The sequence below is a fragment of the Streptomyces candidus genome, assembly GCF_014207445.1.
In the GTDB taxonomy this organism is placed as follows: Bacteria; Actinomycetota; Actinomycetes; order Streptomycetales; family Streptomycetaceae; genus Streptomyces; species Streptomyces candidus.
Genome location: NZ_JACHEM010000009.1, coordinates 326,600 through 339,245, shown reverse-complemented (window position 1 = coordinate 339,245; position 12,646 = coordinate 326,600). Strand labels below are relative to the sequence as shown.

Annotated in this window: 8 protein-coding genes; 4 read left to right on the top strand and 4 right to left on the bottom strand. The window is 70.1% G+C overall.

Annotated elements, in window-relative coordinates:
* Positions 1 to 164 precede the first annotated feature (164 nt).
* Positions 165 to 2,240 (bottom strand): PhoX family protein, encoded by a 2,076-nt coding sequence (locus HNQ79_RS19255; protein ID WP_185032658.1) that lies wholly within the window; start codon positions 2,238 to 2,240, stop codon positions 165 to 167.
* Between the two features lie 238 nt (positions 2,241 to 2,478).
* Here HNQ79_RS19255 and HNQ79_RS34540 point away from each other — a divergent pair, with 238 nt between their 5' ends.
* Positions 2,479 to 2,958, top strand: a complete 480-nt coding sequence (locus tag HNQ79_RS34540) for a TetR/AcrR family transcriptional regulator (RefSeq protein WP_185032657.1) — start codon at positions 2,479 to 2,481, stop codon at positions 2,956 to 2,958.
* A 390-nt stretch (positions 2,959 to 3,348) separates the two neighbouring features.
* Here HNQ79_RS34540 and HNQ79_RS19245 read toward each other — a convergent pair whose 3' ends face one another.
* Complete coding sequence (locus HNQ79_RS19245; RefSeq protein ID WP_185032722.1) at positions 3,349 to 3,723, bottom strand: DUF6344 domain-containing protein; 375 nt, start codon at positions 3,721 to 3,723, stop codon at positions 3,349 to 3,351.
* Positions 3,724 to 4,053: 330 nt separating this feature from the next.
* On the opposite strand from HNQ79_RS19245, the gene HNQ79_RS19240 reads away from it, so the two are divergent.
* Complete coding sequence (locus HNQ79_RS19240; RefSeq protein ID WP_185032656.1) at positions 4,054 to 5,799, top strand: VWA domain-containing protein; 1,746 nt, start codon at positions 4,054 to 4,056, stop codon at positions 5,797 to 5,799.
* A gap of 131 nt (positions 5,800 to 5,930) precedes the next feature.
* Complete coding sequence (gene metG / locus HNQ79_RS19235) at positions 5,931 to 7,541, top strand: methionine--tRNA ligase (RefSeq protein WP_185032654.1); 1,611 nt, start codon at positions 5,931 to 5,933, stop codon at positions 7,539 to 7,541.
* Positions 7,542 to 7,785: 244 nt separating this feature from the next.
* On the opposite strand, the gene HNQ79_RS19230 is transcribed toward metG, so the two are convergent.
* Positions 7,786 to 8,280 carry a Uma2 family endonuclease gene (locus HNQ79_RS19230; protein WP_308437321.1) on the bottom strand — a complete coding sequence of 165 codons (495 nt, stop codon included), beginning with the start codon at positions 8,278 to 8,280 and terminating at the stop codon, positions 7,786 to 7,788.
* 161 nt (positions 8,281 to 8,441) lie between these two features.
* Positions 8,442 to 10,208, bottom strand: a complete 1,767-nt coding sequence (gene aspS, locus HNQ79_RS19225) for an aspartate--tRNA ligase (protein ID WP_185032652.1) — start codon at positions 10,206 to 10,208, stop codon at positions 8,442 to 8,444.
* Positions 10,209 to 10,373: 165 nt separating this feature from the next.
* Between aspS and HNQ79_RS19220 the strand changes: the two genes are divergently transcribed.
* A complete protein-coding gene (locus tag HNQ79_RS19220; RefSeq protein ID WP_185032650.1) occupies positions 10,374 to 12,470 on the top strand; it encodes a SpoIIE family protein phosphatase in 2,097 nt (698 codons plus the stop codon).
* Positions 12,471 to 12,646: the final 176 nt, after the last annotated feature.

Below are 12,646 nucleotides of genomic sequence, written 5' to 3'. Positions count from 1 at the left end.
CACCTCGACGGACGCGCCCGCGCCGTTGGCGCGCGGGCCGCGCGGCGCCCCGTTGTGGACGACCGGCGGGGGGGGGAACGGGGGGGTGGTGGGGCGCCGCCGCCGCCCCCCCCCACGCCCCGCTCGGCCGCGTCGCCGTACGGCGACGCGGCCCTCCCACTCGCTCAGACCCCGATGTCGCAGCCGTCCTTGCGCCAGACCGAGACGACCGACGGACGGACTATCCTGCCGGGGCCGTCCGGCCAGACCGAGGCGGGCTTCTCGACGGACGCGCCGTCCGTCTCGCCCGGGTGCTGGACCGCAACCAGCACGCGCTCGGACTGGATGACCGGACCGCAGGTCTCCGCGCCGATGGGGACGGTGAGGAACTGCTTGAGTTCGCCCCGGCGGTCACCGGAGACCGCGACGCCGAACAGGCCGTCGTGGGAGCCGAGCTTGTTGCCGTCGGTGGAGATCCACAGGTTGCCGTGCGGGTCGAAGGCGACGTTGTCGGGGCAGGAGATGGGGGAGACCCGGTCCTTGGGGAAGCCCGCGAAGTAGGTGGAGGGGTCGTCGGGGTCGCCCGCGACGAGGAAGAGCGACCAGGCGAAGCGGGTCGCGGAGGCGTCGTTGCGGTGCTCGGCGAGTTCGAGGATCTGCCCGTGCTTGTTGGCATTGCGCGGATTGGCCTCGTCGGCGCCCGCCTTGCCTGCCTTGCCGCGGTCGGTGTTGTTGGTGAGCGCGACGTAGACGCGGCCGGTACGGGGCGACGGCTCGACGTCCTCGGGACGGTCCATCTTCGTCGCGCCGACCTTGTCACCGGCGAGACGGGTGAAGACGTACACCTCCTCGGCGGTCATGCCCGGGACGTGGGACTTGTCGCCGGTGGCGAGCGGGATCCAGATGCCCGAGCCGTCGAACTCGCCGTCGGCGGGAAGCTTGCCCGTGCCGTCGATCTCCGTGGTGGGGGAGTCGCCGGTGAGCTTCGCGACGTACAGGGTGCCCTCGTCGAGGAGGGTCAGGTTGTGCTCGCGGGCGGCGCGCGAGTTGCCCTTCTTCATGCGGCGCGAGGAGACGAACTTGTAGAAGTAGTCGAAGCGTTCGTCGTCGCCCATGTAGACGACCGGACGCCCGTCGTCGGTCAGCCGGGGCTGGGCGGCCTCGTGCTTGAAGCGGCCCAGCGCGGTGCGCTTGCGCGGGGTCGAGTCGGGGTCGTACGGGTCGAGCTCGACGACCCAGCCGTGCCGGTGCGACTCGTTGGGCTCCTGCCTGGCGTCGAAGCGCTTGTCGAAGCGTTCCCACTTGCGCTCGGTGGGGCCGCTGCCGAGGCCGTAGCGCTTGTCGGTGGCGCTGGAGCCGTTGGCGAAGTACTGGTTGAAGTTCTCCTCGCCGTGGAGGGTGGTGCCCCACGGGGTGGTGCCGCCCGCGCAGTTGTTGAGGGTGCCGAGGACCTTCCGGCCGGTCGGGTCGGCGGAGGTACGGAGGTACTTGCTGCCGGCGGCGGGGCCGGTGAGCCGGAAGGTGCTGGTGGCGGTGAGGCGGCGGTTGAGGTGGTGGCGGGGGACGGCGGTCAGGCCGTTGCCGCGCCGCGTCTCCTCGACGACCACGACGCTCAGACCGTGCGCCGCCAGAGCGATCTCGAACTGCTCGCGGGTCGGGTTCTCCGGGTCGTACCGCCGGAACATCAGGTTCTCGTCGCTGTACTCGTGGTTGGCGACCATGAGCTGGCGACGGCGGCCGCCGAACTCGCCGTGCAGCGGCAGGAGGGAGAGGAAGTCGTTGTTGTAGCCGAACTGCCCGGCCTGGGCCTTCGCGGTCTGGTTCTCCGGGTCGAACGCGGGGGCGCCGCGCAGGATCGGGTCGCCCCAGCGGATCACGACGTTCTGGTCGTAACCGTCGGGGACGGTGACCTTGTCGTCGGTGTTGGGCGCGACGGGGGTGAAGCGCAGGCCGCGGGCGGCCTTGCCCTTCGAACCGTTGCCATTGCCGTTTCCGCGGCCCTTGCTCCCGGCGGCGGCCGCTTCGGGGGCCTGGCCCAGCGTCAGTGCGCTCCCGGCCGCCGTGGCGACCGTCACCACCGCCGCGGCCCGCATCATCGAGCGGCGCGAGAGGGCGCCCGCGATGACGTCGCCCGCGTACTCGTTGTCACTGGTGTTCGGGACTTCCTGGAAGCAGGCGTCCCCGCAGCGGTAACGGCACGTGAGCGCGGAACGTCCGCCGGCGTGCGGCGACGGGTTGAGCAGCGGCAGCAGATTGCGCACGTCGAGTCCCCTCCGAGGGGTGGTGTGTGACAGGCGGCCCGTGGCCGGTGACATGTGGTTTCGGCCGTGACACTAGGTGGTGTACGCGGAGCACGCGGGGCACGTCGGGTGAACGACGAGTGAAGTCCAGCCGACTGGAAGAACCGCGGGCGTCGAGCCCTGCGGTCAACGCGTCCGGCCCACGGGAAACGGGACCGGGCCTAGCGCCGCGCCGGCCTCGTCAACGCGTCCGGGGCGCATGACCGGTACGGGCGTACGCGTACGCGAACCGAGCAGCGCGCACAGCAGCCGGGAGCGGATCGTCGCCGAAGCGGTGCTCCTGCTGTACGCCGACGGCTTCGAGTCCTTGAGCATGCGAAGGCTCGGCACCCGTCTGGGCGCCGGCGCGACATCCCTACTACGGCATGCCGCCATCAAGGACGAGCTCGTCGAGCTGGTCGTGAACGTGGACTACGGGAACTCGAAGTCCCCTACGGAGGCGGACTTCGGCGTCCGTTCCCCGGTGTCTGGCCACGCGGGCCCGGTCCGCCTCGGGGCGAACGTCATGCGGTGCGTGGCGGCCGGTTCGGCCGCGTACCTGTCGATGACCGCCGGTCAGCGGTCGGAGCGCAAATTTCGGATGGAGCGGAGGGGAATGCGGGGCACCAGGGGCGGGGCCCCGAACAGATCCGCTGGTGCGACTCGGTTCTTCGACTCCAACGCTGCTTTTACAAGCTGAAGTTCGGGCTGTGCTGTCCCACCGCCCGGAGGACTGGCGCCTGGCACAAGGCCGGGGCTCCACAACCATCGGTCGGCGTCCCACGGGCTACGTATCGGTATGTCAACGTCTCGGCGACCCATGTCCGGGAGCCGAACGCTGTGTCCTGCGTTCTGTGTCCTGCATCCTGCGTCCTGCGTCCTGCGTCCTGCGTCCTGCGTCCTGCGTACGGTGCCTTGTCGACGGCCCGTGTTGCATGGGCCTCTTCGTACAGACTTCCCCGTACGGCTCTTCTCGCAGGCCCCTTCGTGCGGGCCTCCACGTACGGACTCCGTACGCGTTTCCGTTCAGTCCTGTCGTACGGGCCCTGTCGTACGGGCCCGGTCGTACGCGGTGGGGCGGTCGTGCCGGTCAGGCGACCGCTTCGTAGTCGCCGCGTACACCGGTCTGCGTGCGGTCCATCGCGGGGATCTGTCGCACCCTCGGGGACCCGCCGTGTGCCTCGGCCCGGATGCGCTGCTTCATGGTGGGCGGCACGGAACGCGTCAGCCCTTCCAGCGACCAGCGCGCCGAAGGCGACACGTCGGCCATCTGTCCGTCAGCGGGCCTGTGTTGGCGTGCTCCGACCGGGGCCGGCGACGACTGGCGGGTGTCGGCGGCACCCCCGGCGGAGGAGTTGTTGTCGGTCTGGGCGGGCGCGGTGGCGGCCGACGCCGGGGCGGCGAAGCCCATCGCCGCGAGGAGCGCGACGATCGCGCCGATCAGTGCAGTCCACATCGTCTTCATGACACGACTCCATGAGGTGACCCGGAACGCTTCGGTTCCGGGATGTCCGGTTTTCGTACTGTCCTCATGATGCGGACGACGCACGGGAAGGCACGGACCGCCACTCCGATTCGCAGTTCTTCGGACAAACCCCACCCGGGCGGCCCAATCGGGGTCCAAAAACGTAGTCCAAAGCCTCGGAAGGCACTGCTCCGGGCGACCGAATGCGGCCGCTAACCTTACGTGTCACCCCTGGTCAGGGATCAATCGTGCCAGCCGTGGACATACCCGGTCATGGAAGTGCACCGCACCCCACTCACTCACATCACTCTCAGTCGAAAGGCCTCGCCCATGGGCATTCGGAGCTTGCTGCGCAAGGTGTTTGGCGGCCGGACGGAACAGACCGACGGTCCGAACGAGTCGAACGAGTCGAGCGGATCCAGCGAGTCGGCGCCGGCAGCGCCCTCGGTACCGGCCCAGGCCGAGCGCGAGAGGTCGGCGGACACCGGTCGGGCCAAGGAGGTAGCCGGAAGCGCGGACTCGGTCAACTCCGTTACGGGAAAGGCCGGTTCGACGACGGAGACGTCTGCGGCCCGTACGGACGCGGAGCGAAGCCTCGCTGCGGACCTGGTGGCCGAGGCCTTCGACAAGCCCAAGTCGAAGCCGTCCGCGGACGAACCCGCCGCGCGCGAGGTGAACGTACCGGCGCAGCAGACCCCCAGCGAGGAGCCCGCCGCCACACAGCCCACCGGTGCCGGGCCCGCATCCGCGAAGGGCCAGGTCCCGGCCCAGACGGACCGCGGCACAAGTCCGGAACAGGTCCCGGCCCCGGCCGAACCGGCCGCCGCCACCACGGAACCGCCCACGACCGAGGCGGCCACGACCAGCGCGGACACGTCGGCGACGGACCCCACCGGGGCGGACACGTCCGTGACGGACGCGGCCGCCCCGGACGCAGGGCCCGCAACGGAACCGACCGCCGAGCCCGCCGCAGCAGCGAGCCCGGAGCCGGTCGCGAAGACCCGGCCCGCCGTGGCCGACCCCGACCCCACCGCAGCCGAGGCCGACCCCGAGCTTGCCCCCGCTGCGAAGCCCACCGCAGAGGACAAGCCCAGCGCAGGGGCCGAGCCCTCCGCCGTACCCGGGCCGGAGACAGAGCCCGGGCCCGCCGCGACAGCCGAGCCCACCGGCGTACCCGGACCCACGAGCAAGGCCGAGCCCGTAAACAAGGCGAAGCCCGCGAGCAAGGCCGGGCCCAAGCCGCGAAGCAAGTCCAAGGCCGCGAACAAGCCGGAGCCGGCGACCGCGAACGAGCCCGAGCCCGAGGTCAGGCCCGCGACCGCGAGCAACTCCCAGCCGGACGACGAGCCCGAGGCCAGGCGCATCCCGGCCCAGGGCACCCCCGCCGAGGGCTCCGCATCCGACGGACCCGCCCTCAGTGCCGCTCACGTGAAGTCGCGGACGGCGAAGGTCGCCGGGGCGTACCGGGCCGCCGGGGCCGCGCTCACGAAGGCGGGCGTGGAGGGGGCGCGGGCGCGGGTGTACCTCGTGCTCGACCGGTCGGGTTCCATGCGTCCGTACTACAAGGACGGCAGCGCCCAGAAGCTCGGCGAGCAGGCCCTCGCGCTCTCCGCGCACCTCGACGAGAGCGGTGAGGTGCCCGTCGTCTTCTTCTCGTCGGACATCGACGGCACCGGAGCGATCACGCTCGACGACGCCCCGGGCAAGATCGACACCCTGCACGCCGGACTCGGGCACATGGGCCGCACCAGCTACCACCGCGCCATCGAGGAGGTCGTGGAGCACTACGAGAAGGACGGTGACCACGACGGCCCCGCCCTCGTGATCTTCCAGACGGATGGCGCACCCGAGGCCAAGGGGGCCGCGACCGCCGCGCTCGCCGAGGCCGCCCGGCTGCCCCTCTTCTGGCAGTTCGTGGCCTTCGGGGAGACGGAGGCGAAGGGCTTTGACTACCTGCGGAAGCTGGACGCCCCGAACGCCGCCTTCTTCCACGCGGGCCCGGCGCCCGCCGATCTCACCGACGCCGCCCTCTACAAGGGTCTGCTGGCCGGCTCGGCGGAGTGGCTGAAGGGCTGACCCCCGTACCCCCACCAGCACACCCCCGTACCCCCACCAGCACACATGAGGGGCCGCCCCGGGCTCGTACAGGCCGGGGCGGCCTTTTATGCGGGTGAGGGGGCCTCGTACCGGCGATTAAGATTTCCCGCATGGCGGCCACTGGAATCGAGAAGCAGGGGGCGGCGGCGTACTACGTCACGACCCCCATTTACTACGTCAACGACGCTCCTCACCTGGGCCACGCCTACACGACCGTCGCAGGCGACGTGCTCACGCGCTGGCACCGTCAGCGCGGCGAGAAGGTGTGGTACCTCACCGGCACGGACGAGCACGGTCAGAAGATCATGCGCACTGCCGAGGCGAACGGGGTCACGCCCCAGGAATGGTGCGACAAGCTCGTCGAAGAGGCCTGGAAGCCTCTCTGGGAGCACCTCAACATCGCGAACGACGACTTCATCCGGACGACGGAGAAGCGTCACACCGACCGCGTCCAGGAGTTCGTGCAGGACCTGTACGACAAGGGCGAGATCTACAAGGGCGGCTACGAGGGCCCGTACTGCGTGGGCTGCGAGGAGTACAAGCTCCCCGGCGACCTCATCGAGGCGGAGGACGGGACGAAGCTCTGTCCCGTGCACAAGAAGCCGGTGGAGATCCTCAAGGAGGAGAACTACTTCTTCAAGCTGAGCGAGTACGGCCCGAAGCTGCTGGAGTTCTACGAGGCCAACCCCGGCTTCATCCAGCCGGAGTCCGCGCGCAACGAGGTCGTGAACTTCGTCAAGCAGGGGCTTCAGGACCTGTCGATCTCGCGGTCGACGTTCGACTGGGGTGTCCCCGTGCCGTGGGACGACAAGCACGTCATCTACGTATGGGTCGACGCGCTGCTGAACTACGCGACGGCGGCGGGCTATGGGGCGGACGAGGAGAAGTTCAAGTCCGTCTTCCCCGCGGACGTGCACCTCATCGGCAAGGACATCCTCCGCTTCCACTCGGTGATCTGGCCCGCCATGCTGATGGCGCAGGGGCTGCCGGTGCCGGGCCGGGTCTCGGCCAACGGCTGGCTGATGGTCGGCGGCGAGAAGATGTCGAAGTCGAACCTGACCGGCATCAAGCCGCAGGACCTGACCTCGCACTTCGGCGTGGACGCCTACCGCTGGTACTTCCTGCGGGCGATCGCCTTCGGCAGCGACGGCTCGTTCTCGTGGGAGGACTTCACCGCCCGGTACACCTCCGAGCTGGCCAACGACTTCGGCAACCTCGCCTCGCGGGTGGCCGCCATGATCGGCAAGTACTTCGGCGGGACGCTGCCCGCGGCGTCCGCTTCCGGCGCGGCGGAGACCGCCGTGCAGGAGGGCCTCGCGAAGGCTGTCGCCGAGGCGGACCGGCTGATCGGCGAGGAGCTGGACTTCCAGGGCGGCATCCTGGCGATCTTCGACTTCGTGAAGCAGGTCAACGGGTACATCACGGAGCAGGAGCCGTGGAAGGTGGCCAAGGACGACTCGGAGGAGGGCCGGGCACGTCTCGCGACGATCCTCTACACCTCCGCCGAGTCGCTGCGCGCGATGGCCGTCCTGCTGAACGCGGTGATGCCGGACACGTCGCAGAAGCTGTGGGACTCGCTGGGCGCGGACGCGGCCGGTCTGGGCGCGCTCGCCGCACAGCCGGTGCAGGACGCGGCCGTCTGGGGTCAGCTGCCGGTGGGCGCGACGGTGACGAAGGGCGCGGTGCTGTTCCCGCGCCTGGAGGAGAAGCCGGCCGTGTAGGTCGGTGCTCCGTACGGCGAGAGGGCCCGGGATCGTGGAGATCCCGGGCCCTCTCGCCGTACGGACGGACATGTCGGCCGGACAGCGCCAAGTGGGCCGGCAACAAAGCACTGAGGTGGCGGCTGCCGTAGCCGCGCCGCGTCCGCCCCGGGTCAGTCCACCCAGCTCTTGAGCGGCTCGGTGTCGAGCTCGATGCCGACGGGGTCGGGGAGGGTGACGGTCTTCCCGAAGGGCACCTTCTGCGTCAACTCGTACTTCCATTGGCGGGCCCCCAGTGCACCCTGAGCTCGTGGTTGTCCCGGTCGACGAGGAGGTAGACGGGGATGCCGGTCTCGGCATAGGCGCGGGGCTTGTCGATGCGGTCGCGCTGGTTGGTGTCGGAGTCCCAAGAAGTCACTTCCACGACCATGAGAACCGCATCAGGCTCAGGCCAATCGCTCTGACCCTCGAACGCATCGTCCGGAGCGAGCACGGCGTCGGGGATGGCGTTGCCCGAGCGGTACGGCCCGACTCGCAGGCCCTGCCCCTGGTGCAGCCAGAGGCCCTGGGTCTGCTGCAAGCACTTCTGTGCCAGCCGGATGATCATTCGCCCATGATCGCCGTCCGGCAACTTCTTCACCCCGATCTTCCCGTTCACGAATTCAAGTCGGATTGCCTCGTGAATCCGGTAGCCCACACGGGCCAGTTCCTCGAAGTCGTCCTGCGTGATGACGCCCGTATGCTCCTCGGCAACACTCACGACGGCCTCCTCCGGGATCGGTGGTGCCTTCCACGGTACGGGCTTGCGCCGGGCACCGGCTCGTTTCTCCCTCACCTTCGCCATGGCTGGACCCTGGCATATGACGAGGGCCCGGAATCCGAGGATTCCGGGCCCTTCTGCCGAACGAGTGGTCCGTCGAACTACTTCTCGACCGGCTTGCGCAGCTGGATGTTCAGCTCGCGCAGACGGTTCTCCTCCAGGACCGTCGGGGCACCCATCATGAGGTCCTGGGCGTTGCCGTTGAGCGGGAACGCGATGGTCTCGCGGATGTTCGGCTCGTCGGCGAGGAGCATCACGATGCGGTCGACGCCCGGCGCGATGCCGCCGTGCGGCGGAGCGCCGAGGCGGAACGCGCGCAGCATGCCGGCGAACTCCCGCTCGACCGTCTCGGCCTCGTAGCCGGCGATCTCGAACGCCTTGAGCATCAGCTCGGGCTCGTGGTTGCGGATCGCGCCCGACGACAGCTCGATGCCGTTGCAGACGATGTCGTACTGGAAGGCCAGGATGTCGAGCGGGTCCTTCTCCTCCAGGTCCCGCATGCCGCCCTGGGGCATCGAGAAGGGGTTGTGCGAGAAGTCGATCCTGCCGGTCTCCTCGTCCTTCTCGTACATCGGGAAGTCGACGATCCAGCAGAACCGGAAGACGTTCTCCTCGAAATGCCCGGCCCGCTTCGCGGCCTCGACGCGAACCGCCGACATGATCTTGGAGACCTCGTCGAACTCGCCCGCGCCGAAGAACACCGCGTGCCCGGGGACGAGGGAGAGACGGTCGGTGAGCGCCTTGACGTCGTCCTCGGTGAGGAACTTGGCGATCGGGCCGGCCAGCTGGCCGTCCTCGCCGACGCGGACCCACGCCAGGCCCTTCGCGCCCTGCTCGACCGCGTAGTCGCCGAGGCCGTCGAAGAACTTGCGGGACTGCTTCGCGGTGTCCGGCACGGGCAGCGCGCGGACGTGCTTGCCGGCGAAGGCCTTGAAGCCCGAGTCGGCGAAGACGTCCGTGACGTCGACGAGCTCCAGCTTGGCGCGCAGGTCCGGCTTGTCGTTGCCGTACTTCAGCATCGACTCGCGGAACGGGATGCGCGGGAAGGGCGAGGTGACCTCGCGGCCGTTGCCGAACTCGGTGAAGAGCTCCGTCATCAGCTTCTCGATGGGCTGGAAGACGTCTTCCTGCTCGACGAAGCTCATCTCGACGTCGAGCTGGTAGAACTCGCCCGGCGAGCGGTCCGCGCGGGCGTCCTCGTCGCGGAAGCACGGCGCGATCTGGAAGTAGCGGTCGAAGCCCGAGATCATCAGCAGCTGCTTGAACTGCTGCGGCGCCTGCGGCAGCGCGTAGAACTTGCCGGGGTTCAGACGGGACGGAACGACGAAGTCACGGGCGCCCTCGGGAGAGGTCGCGGTGAGGATCGGCGTCGCCATCTCGTTGAAGCCCAGCGCCACCATCTTCGAGCGGATCGACGCGATGACGGACGAGCGCAGCATGATGTTGCGGTGCATGCGCTCGCGGCGCAGGTCGAGGAAGCGGTACTCCAGGCGCCGCTCCTCGTTCACGCCGTCGTCGGCGTTGATCGTGAAGGGCAGCGGGGCGGCGGCGCCCAGCACCTCGACCCCGCTCACCTCGATCTCGACCTCGCCGGTGGGCAGCTCGGCGTTGACGTTGTCCGCGCCACGGGCGGAGACCTTGCCGTCGATGCGGACGACCGTCTCCTTGGTGAGCTTCGCAAGGGCCTCGTTGCCGGGGGTGCCGGGACGGGCGACGAGCTGCGTGATGCCGTAGTGGTCGCGCAGATCGATGAAGAGGATGCCGCCCAGGTCGCGACGGTTGTGCAGCCAGCCGCTCAGCCGGACGTCTGCGCCGACGTCGGAGGCGCGGAGCTCGCCGCACGTGTGGGACCTGTACCGATGCTGCATCGTTCATCCAATTCTTCGCGAGATTCTTCGCGAGACAGGCGGGAATCAACTCCGGTCCAGGTTACCGGCCGCACGCATCCCGTTTTTCAGGCCACGTTTCACGTGAAACATCACCTGCCGGTGCCCCGAGCGGCCCATCTCCGCGCAACCTGGAAGTATGTCCCCATGCGCACCGAGGACGTGCTGGCCGCGATCGACACGGGCCTGTGGCGATGGGACAACGCCGCCGGGACCGTTGCCTTCGACGCCGAGGCGGCCCGCCTTGTCGGCCTGCCCGCCGAGGAAGTCACACTCACCGAGTCGGCCGCCCGCTCCCGTTTCCATCCGGTGGACTGGAACGAGATACACGGCATCGTGCAGCTCGCCGTCGCCGAGGGCACCCTCGCGGAAGCCCGGCTGCGGGTCATGTCCGAGGACGGACGGCAGGTTCTGCGTACGGTACGCAGCCGGTCACGGCCCTTCGGCGCCGACGGCGACTACCAGCTCATCGGCACCATCCAGGAGGTCGCCGAGTCCCCGCCGGGCACCGCGGCGCGCACCCCCGTGACCGGAGACTGGCGGCGCTCCCGGGAGGCGTTCCTGCTGGACGCGGGGCGTGCGCTGGCGGAGGCCCGGTCCACGGCGGAGGTGCTGCGGGTGGCGGCGTCGCTGTCGATGCCCGGGTTCTCTCCGGACGGCCTCGCGGTGTTCGGGGTGGCGGGCGACCGGCTGACGACGATCGGGCACCACGGGCACAAGCCGGGCGACGAGCAGCCGTTCAGCAACATGCCGCTGGACACCGACTACCCGGCGGCCGAGGTCGTACGGACAGGCCGGGCGATCTATCTGCCCACCCCGGAGGAGTACCGGAGGAGGTTCCCGGCGACCTGGCCGCTGGCCGAGAGGTTCGGCCGCAGGTCGTGGGCGTTCCTGCCGCTGATCGTGGCGGGGCGGACGATGGGCGCGTGGATGGCGGGCTTCGCGCATCCCGTCGCGTTCACCCCGGACGAGCGGTCGGTGCTGACGACGGTGGCGCGGATGCTCGCGCAGGCCCTCGCCAGGGCCGGGGTGGAGGAGTCGGAGCGGGAGCTCTCGGCGGGCCTTCAACGGTCCATGCTGCCGACGCTGGGGCCCGACATACCGGGCATGAAGGTCGCGGCGCGTTACGTGCCGACCGGTGGCGGTCTCCAGGTCGGCGGCGACTGGTACGACATGATCGCGCTGCCCGGGGGGCGGTTCGCGCTGGTCATCGGGGACGTGCAGGGGCACGACGTACGGGCGGCGGGGCTGATGGGCCAGCTACGGATCGCCCTGCGCGCGTACGCCTCCGAGGGCCACCGGCCGGATGCCGTGCTCTCCCGCGCGTCCCGCTTCCTGCACGGCATCACCGACTCCTACGCCCCCGAGGACCACTCCAGTCCGCGCTTCGCGACCTGCCTGTACCTGGAGGTCGACCCCGCGGACGGGACGGTCGAGCTGGCGCGGGCGGGCCATCCGGAGCCCGCGGTGCGCATGCCCGACGGGACCGTCCTCGTACGGACGACGGCCGGCGGACTGCCGCTGGGCATCGACCCGGACACCGACTACCCGACGACCCGGCTCGCCCTGGAGCCCGGCGAGACGCTCATGGTCTGCACGGACGGGCTGATCGAGACCGGTGGCCACGACCTGGACTCCGGCTGGTCGAGACTCCGTACGATCATGGAGAGCCACCGCGAACTCGACCTGGAGAAACTGGCCGACGAACTGGTGCAGGCGGTGCACGGCCCGCCGTCGCACCACACCACGGGCCCCCTGTCCGACCGGCGTGAGGACGACATCGCGGTGCTGCTGCTGAGCCGGGAGACCACTGCCACGGAGGTCGTCGCCGTACGTTCCACCGCGTTGACCGTCGCCCAGGCGGAACCCGAGCGCATCGCGGGCACCCGCCGTCAGCTCCGCGAGCTGCTGCACGACTGGGCCGACGCGGACCAGGTCGACTCGGCGGTGCTGATGGTCTCCGAGATGGTCACCAACGTCCTGGTGCACACGGACGGGGACGCCCTGCTGACGGCGCGGGCGACCGGGCCCGTCGGCAAGCGGCGACTGCGGGTGGAAGTGACGGACATCAGCGACGAGCTGCCGCACAAGCGGCGGCCCGGAGAAATGGCGTCCTCCGGACGCGGCCTGCTGCTGATGGAGATGCTGGCGCACGAGTGGGGCGTGGACCCGCGCGGTCAGGGCAAGTCGATCTGGTTCGAGCTCTGCGAGGACGCGCCGCCGGTGACGTACGAGGGCGTCTGAGCGGACCGCGTGCGGCGGCCTGCCGTCCACGGCACCACGAGGAGCAGGCCGGGGACGCCGGCCACGCGCGCCCCTGCGGAGGCGAGCGGCCTGTTGGCTTCGGGTCCGATGGGGGTCCGAAGGGCTGTGCGTGCGTCCGGCGAGGCGGAGGTGCCGTCCGTACACCTCCGCCGCCG

What these genes read in the sequence shown, in the direction of transcription:
- HNQ79_RS34540 (WP_185032657.1), top strand. Translation starts at nt 2,479, where the DNA reads ATGACCGGTACGGGCGTACGCGTACGCGAACCGAGCAGCGCGCACAGC.
- HNQ79_RS19245 (WP_185032722.1), bottom strand. Translation starts at nt 3,723, where the DNA reads ATGAAGACGATGTGGACTGCACTGATCGGCGCGATCGTCGCGCTCCTC.
- HNQ79_RS19240 (WP_185032656.1), top strand. Translation starts at nt 4,054, where the DNA reads ATGGGCATTCGGAGCTTGCTGCGCAAGGTGTTTGGCGGCCGGACGGAA.
- metG (WP_185032654.1), top strand. Translation starts at nt 5,931, where the DNA reads ATGGCGGCCACTGGAATCGAGAAGCAGGGGGCGGCGGCGTACTACGTC.
- aspS (WP_185032652.1), bottom strand. Translation starts at nt 10,208, where the DNA reads ATGCAGCATCGGTACAGGTCCCACACGTGCGGCGAGCTCCGCGCCTCC.
- HNQ79_RS19220 (WP_185032650.1), top strand. Translation starts at nt 10,374, where the DNA reads ATGCGCACCGAGGACGTGCTGGCCGCGATCGACACGGGCCTGTGGCGA.